The organism is Thermus sp. (genome assembly GCF_056332225.1).
Genome location: NZ_JBWGQW010000032.1, coordinates 1 through 6297 on the forward strand (window position 1 = coordinate 1; position 6297 = coordinate 6297).

General features: G+C 68.3%; 8 protein-coding genes and 1 pseudogene. 2 read left to right on the forward strand and 7 right to left on the reverse strand.

The features are described 5' to 3' along the window. The 5 genes and pseudogenes from AC01Y6_RS07030 to AC01Y6_RS07050 form a co-directional block, all read right to left on the reverse strand. Positions 1-355, reverse strand: a pseudogene (locus AC01Y6_RS07030) (S8 family peptidase); the annotation flags it as partial. Between the two features lie 188 nt (positions 356-543). Next, entirely contained in the window at positions 544-1341 is a 798-nt protein-coding gene (locus AC01Y6_RS07035; protein WP_428721468.1) for an ABC transporter substrate-binding protein, read from the reverse strand. Next, positions 1338-2576 carry a histidinol dehydrogenase gene (gene hisD / locus AC01Y6_RS07040; RefSeq protein WP_476670864.1) on the reverse strand — a complete coding sequence of 413 codons (1239 nt, stop codon included), beginning with the start codon at positions 2574-2576 and terminating at the stop codon, positions 1338-1340. Before hisD ends, AC01Y6_RS07035 begins: the two co-directional genes overlap by 4 nt. 7 nt (positions 2577-2583) lie before the next feature. Next, positions 2584-3177 carry a hypothetical protein gene (locus AC01Y6_RS07045; RefSeq protein WP_428720141.1) on the reverse strand — a complete coding sequence of 198 codons (594 nt, stop codon included), beginning with the start codon at positions 3175-3177 and terminating at the stop codon, positions 2584-2586. Between the two features lie 4 nt (positions 3178-3181). After that, positions 3182-4216 carry a hypothetical protein gene (locus tag AC01Y6_RS07050; RefSeq protein WP_428720142.1) on the reverse strand — a complete coding sequence of 345 codons (1035 nt, stop codon included), beginning with the start codon at positions 4214-4216 and terminating at the stop codon, positions 3182-3184. 80 nt (positions 4217-4296) lie between these two features. Between AC01Y6_RS07050 and AC01Y6_RS07055 the strand changes: the two genes are divergently transcribed. Further along, positions 4297-4665 (forward strand): hypothetical protein, encoded by a 369-nt coding sequence (locus AC01Y6_RS07055; protein ID WP_347240151.1) that lies wholly within the window; start codon positions 4297-4299, stop codon positions 4663-4665. Beyond that, positions 4662-5279 carry a uracil-DNA glycosylase gene (locus AC01Y6_RS07060; protein WP_476670866.1) on the forward strand — a complete coding sequence of 206 codons (618 nt, stop codon included), beginning with the start codon at positions 4662-4664 and terminating at the stop codon, positions 5277-5279. Before AC01Y6_RS07055 ends, AC01Y6_RS07060 begins: the two co-directional genes overlap by 4 nt. Here AC01Y6_RS07060 and bshB1 read toward each other — a convergent pair. Beyond that, complete coding sequence (gene bshB1 / locus AC01Y6_RS07065) at positions 5276-5959, reverse strand: bacillithiol biosynthesis deacetylase BshB1 (RefSeq protein WP_476670868.1); 684 nt, start codon at positions 5957-5959, stop codon at positions 5276-5278. The two genes, AC01Y6_RS07060 and bshB1, sit on opposite strands and share 4 nt — an antisense overlap. A 68-nt stretch (positions 5960-6027) precedes the next feature. Next, positions 6028-6297 (reverse strand): nucleotidyltransferase family protein (locus tag AC01Y6_RS07070; RefSeq protein ID WP_476670869.1); only part of this gene is annotated, 270 nt, incomplete at its 5' end.

Below are 6297 nucleotides of genomic sequence, written 5' to 3' on the forward strand. Positions count from 1 at the left end.
CCAGCACAGCCACCACGGGTGGACAACCCCGACCTGTACCCACATTCCAAGCAGCTTCTAGCCCCACAAGTCCATTCAAGTACGGCCTTTGCTTTATAAGATAGTCAGGATCATTGGGTTTAATCAAAGGTTTGTAAATGTAATTGGGTTGCACATAAAGCATGCCTGCGCTAAGAAGCATTTGAGCTTTAACTCTCTCTTGGCCCTTTGGTACCTTCAAACGTAACAAGCCAAAGGGAAGGTTCTCCAACGGTTCAATCCCCATCCCCTGAGCCTTAAGGGACTGAACGGAAAATCCCGGACTAGGGAGCGCCAGAACCTCTCCTGGCACATACGCTCCCTCAAACCGTCCCATACCTTGGAGGCGCAAAGGCTGCCAAGCCTGGGGCAAAGCCTGAGGACCCACCGGGCACTGGGCGGGGTTCACGGGCGGCGGAGGGGTCTGGGGGCAGGCGGTGAGGAGGAGGGCCGTGGAGAGGAAAAGGGCCCCGAGAAGTAGGCGCTTCATGGCTCCCACTATACGCCCCTCCCCCAGGCCCCGCCTTAAGCCTGGCCTAAGGTTTCCTCTACCCTTTGCGCCAGCTTCTCCAGGAAGCCGAAGAACATGGGCCCGTAGTGGGCGAGCTCGTCCCCGTCCGTGGCGGCCACGGGGAAGTCCCAGCCCCTTTCCCGGGCCAGGGCCCTGGCCTTCTCCAGGGAGTTTTTCCCCCAGGGCTTGGGCTCGTAGAGGAAGAGGTCCGGGGCTCTCCGCCTTACCTCCTCCAGGTCCGGGGCGAAGTAGGCCTGGGGCACGTCCAGGAAGAGGGGCCTAAGGCCCATGTGGAGAAGGGCCTGGGCGATGTAGCTCCCCCGGCCCACGGTGATGGGCCCGCCCAGGTCCATCTCAAAGTAGACCGTGAGGTCAAAGCGGCCCCTCAGGGCGGCGTAGCGGCCCGCGAGCTCGTGGGCGAGGGCGGTGGCCCTTTCCTCCAGGTCCAGGAGGTGGCCCAGGGTGGAGAGGTTCTCCAGGATGCCGTAGGGGCTCGTGGGGAGGGGGACGGCGTAGACGGGAAAGCCCTCCTCCTTGAGCCTCAGGGCCTGCTCCCGCTGGACCCCCGTGGAGAGGAGCACGAGGTCGGGCTTTAAGCTCCTCAGAAGCTCCAGACGGGTCTTGGTGTAGGAGGCCACCACGGGGAGGGCGAGGACCTGGGCCGGGCGGTGGCAGAAGGCGCTCCGGCCCACCAGGCGGTCCCCAAGCCCCAGGGCGAAGAGGGCGTCGGTGAGGTTGGGGGCCAGGGAGACGAGGCGGGAAAAGCGGTCGGGAAGCTCCAAAGGCCCTAAGAGCTCGTGGAAGAGCCTCATCGCCTTAGGTCCAGGGAGCGGGCGTGGCCCTCGAGGCCCTCCGCCCGGGCCAGGAGGGCACCCTTTTCGGCCAAGGTCCGCACGGCCCCTTCCGAAAGCCCCATCACGGGGATCACCTTGAGGAAGTCCCGCACCGCCAAGCCCCCCTGGAAGCGGGCGGTGCCCGAGGTGGGCATCACGTGGCTGGGGCCGGCGATGTAGTCCCCCAGGGCCTCGGGGCTTCCCTCCCCCAGGAAGACCCCCCCGGCGTTTTGCACCCGGCCGAGCCAGGGCAGGGGGTCGGCCAGGGCCAGGCAGAGGTGCTCCGGGGCGTAGAGGTTAGCAAGCTCCATGGCCTCCTCGAGGTCCCGGGTGAGGACGAGCCCGCCCCGCTCCAGCGCCCTCCTTGCGATCTCCGCCCGCGGCAGGTCCTGGAGCTGGCGGATAAGCTCGGCTTCCACCTTCTCCAAGAGGGCCCTTTCCGGGGAGAGGAGCCAGGGCTCGGAGTCGGGCCCGTGCTCCGCCTGGGCCAGGAGGTCGGCGGCGAGAAGCCTGGGGGAGGCGGAGCCGTCGGCGATGATGAGGGTCTCCGTGGGGCCGGCGAGGCCGTCCAGGCCCACCACCCCAAACACCTGCCGCTTGGCCGCCACCACGTAGGCGTTGCCCGGGCCCACGATCTTGTCCACCCGGGGCACCCGCTCGGTGCCGTAGGCCAGGGCGGCGATGGCCTGGGCCCCGCCCATGGCGAAGAGGCGGTCGGCCCCCGCCACCCAGGCGGCGGCCAGCACCCCGGGGTGGACCCTGGGGGGGCTCGCCACCACCACCTCCTCCACCCCCGCCACCTTGGCGGGGACCACGGTCATGAGGAGGCTGGAAAGGAGAGGGGCGCTCCCCCCGGGGACGTAGACCCCCACCCGGGAGAGGGGGCGCACCAGCTGGCCCAGGACCCCGCTACCGTCGGCCCGGAGGAACCCCCCCCGGGCCTCCTCCCGGTAGAAGGCCTCTATGCGCTCCCTGGCGCTTTCCAGGGCGTCGCGCAGTCCCTCGTCCAGGTCCTCGTAGGCCTGGCGCCAAGCCCTTTTGGGGATTTCCTCCACCGGGTGGCCGTCCAGGTCCAGGCTCAGGCGGTCCAGGGCCTTGTCCCCCTCCTCGCGCACCGCGGCGAGGATCCCCCGGACGATCTCCTCCACCGTGGGGTCAAAGGAGAGGCCACGCCGGGCGAAGCGCTCCCGTACCTCCTCCGCGCGGTAGATCATGGCCTTACTATACCCAGCGGCGGCGCCTCTTGGGCTCCTCCACGCCCTCCAGGACCGCCTCAAACACGTGGTCGCCCACCTGCTGGGCCAGGCGCACGGGAAGGCCCTCTTCCAGCTGGACCAGGGTGAGGCCCGGGCGGAGGCGGAAGTGTTGGCGCAAGCGGCCTTCCACCTCGAGGTCGGAAAGCCGCTCCACGTAGGCCCTCCCCCCCGGCATGGGAAAGCGGGCCACCTCCCCGGGCTCCAGGGAAAGCCGGGGCAGGGCGAGGAGGAGGGAGAGGGGGTCGTGGTAGGGAACCAGGTAGGGCAGGGCCAGGCTCTCCTTCCCCTGGGTGACCAGGACCAGGCCCTCCTCCTCGAGGCGCTCCACGGTGAAGACCCGGGCCTCCCGGGCCTCCACCCGCTCGGCGAAGTAGCGGGAAAACCCCTGGCGGTCCGTCTCCGTCTGCCAGCGCTGGCGGGTCTTGAGGGGCAGGCTCACCTCCGCCTGGAGCACCCCCCTCGCCCCCCCCTCGTGGGGGCGGACCTCCAGCCTGCCCTCCCCTACGGGCTCCCCGGCGAAGAAGTAGCGGTAGCGGTAGGTGGCGGGCCGCTCGGTCATGCCCCTAGCGTACCTTGATGGTGAGGGGGGGACCCGGCACCTCGAGGAGGTAGTCCACGGGATCCCGCCCCGGCACGCGAATCCTCAGGCGGTAGACCCCCTTTTGGTCAAACTCCACCCGGCCCGGGGCGATGAGGAGGACCCGCCCGGGAACCAGGCGAGAACCCTCGGGCGCCTCCAAAAGCACCACCTCGGCCTTCTCCGTGGGCGGGTCGGTCCGGAACTCCATCACGTACCCCTGGGAGGAAGAGGGCCGGGGCCAGGAGAGAAAGAATCCCAAGCCCAGGGCAAGAAACAGAAGCCCCCAAAGGAGCCCCCGCCGCCCCCTCGAGGGCCTTTTGGGCTCCACCACGGGGAAAGAGGGGTCCTCCGGCTCCTGGATGCGGATGACCCGGGGGCGGCTTGGGGCCTTTCCCTCCTCAGGGGCCGGAGGGGGGGGTGGAGGGGGTTCCTCGGCGGGCTCCACGGGAAGGCGCTTGCGGGGCTCCTCGGGGAGAGGCTCCGGGGGCGGGGCCTCCCGGGGGAAGAGGTCCTCCAGGCGCCGCTCCCCCTTCTCCAGGGCCTCGAGGGCCTCCTTGAGGGGGAAGGCCTCCCAGTCGGCGCTCAGGGCCCGGGCCAGGGCGGCGAGGGCCCGTTCGGGGGAACCGGAAAGGGCCTCGAGGCCCGCCCCCCCCAGCCAGACCCGCCTCCCCTTCACCAGGCAAAGCTCCGGCACGGGAGCCACCTCCACCCCTTCCCGCCTCAGGTGCCCCAGGACCCGGGCCAGGGCCTCCACCCAGTGGGCCAGGCGCTCCGGGTCCGCCACTCCCAGGTACTGGACCATGGGCACCGCTCCCAAGGGCCACTCCAAAACCCAGGCCCTTTCCTCGGGAAGGGTCTCCAGGGGGGCCAAAAGCCCCTCCCCTTCCAGGGGCCTGCCCTCGGCCCCCTTTAGGATCAGCACGGGCATGCCCGTGCGGGTGTCCTGGCCCTCATAAGCGGTAAGGGTTCCAATGCGGGCGAGAATGCGTCGCAGCCAATAGTCCCCCAAAACGTCCATCTCCCCAAGTATATTCACCCCCCCGTGAGGAGGCTTATAATCTGCCAAAGGTAGGGCCCTAAGGCCGGAAAGGAGCGGGGATGGAGTTCAAAATCACCTTGACCACGGAGGAGATCGTTCGGGGCTTGAAGCACTACCGCCGCATCGCCAAGCAGGACATCCTCCGGGCCCCGGAAACGCCCCACCCGGAGTTCTTCCGCCGCCACGCGGAGGCCCGGCGCGAGGTCTACGCCCGGCTGGCGGAGATGGCGGAGGCGGAGGGGCCTGAAGCGGTGGTCCAGTACGCTCTGGAACTCTACAAATCCCTGCCCTTTGTGACCGGCACGCCGGAGGACCAGTATCCCGAGATCAAGGGCCAGGAGAACGCCCTGGAGAACTTCTTCCTCATGATCGGCCTGGACCCCAAGACCAGGCGAGAAGCCCGCAAGGCCCGGAAGCCCCTGCAATGACCCTGGAGCTCTTGGAGGCCCAGGCCAAGGCCTGCACCGCCTGCCGCCTCAAGGAGGGGCGCACCCAGGTGGTCTTCGGGGAAGGGAACCCGGACGCCCGGCTCATGTTCGTGGGGGAAGGCCCGGGAGAGGAAGAGGACAAAACGGGCCGCCCCTTCGTGGGCAAGGCGGGCCAGCTTTTAAACCGCATCCTGGAAGCGGCAGGCATCCCTCGGGAGGAGGTCTACATCACCAACATCGTGAAGTGCCGCCCGCCGCAAAACCGCGCCCCCCTTCCCGACGAGGCCAAGATCTGCACGGAGAAGTGGCTCCTCAAGCAGATTGAGCTCATCGCCCCCCAGATCATCGTCCCCTTGGGGGCGGTGGCGGCCGAGTTCTTCCTGGGGGAGAAGGTTCCCATCACTAAGGTCCGGGGGAAGTGGCACGAGTGGCACGGGATCAAGGTCTTCCCCATGTTCCACCCCGCCTACCTCCTCAGGAACCCAAGCCGCGCCCCCGGAAGCCCCAAGCACCTCACCTGGATGGACATCCAGGAGGTGAAGCGGGCCTTGGAAAGCCTCCCGCCCAAGGAAGGCCGCCCGGTGAAGGCGGTGAGCCAGGAGCCCCTTTTTTAAACCCGTCCCCAGGGGGTAGCGAGCAGGGGAAGGGGGCTCACGAAGGGCTCGGCGTAGTCCACCCCGAGGTAGTTCCCAAAGTAGCGGCGCATGGCCTTGCGGGCTTCCACCCCCTTAGGCCCCACGGTCTCGCTGGCCGCCTCCCCCAAAAACTGGCTCCGGTAGGCCAGGACCGCGGCCTCCCACTGGTCTATGAAGGCGGAGATCTTCACCAGAAAGCTCGGGGTGAAGGGGTGGTTGCCGGGATAGAAGAAGAGCCGTTCCACCCGGTGGGGCTCCCCTTCCAGGGGGGCCTTCTTGAGGGCGGAAAAGTGGGCCGCGGCCACCGCGAGGCGGCTTGCGGCGGCGTGGTCGGGGTGGCGGTCGGCCTCGAGGGGGGCGAGGACAATCCGGGGCCTGAGCCGCCTCAGGGCCCCCGCCAAAAGGAGCCTCTGCTCGGGGATGTCGGCAAGCCCCCCGTCTTGAAGCCCGAGGTTTCCCCGGAAGTCCAGGCCCAGGATCCGGCTCGCCTCGGCCACCTCCTTTTCCCGCTCCTCGGGGGTGCCCTTGGTGCCCAGCTCCCCCCGGGTGAGGTCCAGAATCCCCGTGGAAAGCCCCTCCGCCTTGGCCCGGGCCAGGGTCCCCCCGCACCCGAGCTCCCCGTCGTCGGGGTGGGGGGCGATGACCAGGAGATCAAGCATCCTCTTCCTCCAAGATCCGTAAGATTTTCTCGGAGGCTTCCCACATGTCCCGCAAGAAAAGCCGATAACTACGCGACATGAACGGCCTCCCTCAGCACCTGAGGGGCCGCCCACGGCTTCAAGGCCCCCTTCATCACCAGGTCCACGGGGTTTCCCAGAATAGATTCCAGAAACTCCTTTACCCGCCAGTAGCCCTCAAAACCCGGAGGAGAAGCAAAAACCACCAGGAGGTCCACGTCGCTCCCGGGTGTGGCCTCGCCCCGGGCTACCGAGCCAAAGAGGTAAAGCTCCTCCACCCCTAAGGCGCAAAGCTCGGGCCAGCGGGAGCGAAGCAGGGA